This is a genomic window from Methylobacterium sp. AC690 (genome assembly GCF_979256535.1).
Window position 1 is genome coordinate 1 of sequence record NZ_CEEDOX010000094.1, and the last position, 254, is coordinate 254.

At 73.2% G+C, this 254-nt stretch carries 1 pseudogene; it reads right to left on the minus strand.

Annotation, left to right across the window (positions count from 1 at the left end):
• Positions 1 to 254: pseudogene (locus AC0IY1_RS25450) on the minus strand (methyl-accepting chemotaxis protein); the annotation flags it as partial.

Sequence of the window (254 nt, forward strand, 5' to 3'; positions counted from 1 at the left end):
CCTGGGCGACGTTCCGCGAGACGTCCGGGGGTCCGCGTGCCGCTTCGGCCGCGTTGCGGGAGATCTCGCCGGTGGCCGCGGTCTGGTCCACCACCGTCGCGGCGATGCTCTCGGTGATCGCGTTCACCGACACGTTGGTCTGGCCGATCTGGCGGATGGCCGCCACGGCCTGGGCGGTCGCCTGCTGGATGGCCGTGCTCTGACCGCCGATCTGGTCGGTGGCCCGGGCGGTCTGGCCGGCGAGCTCCTTGACC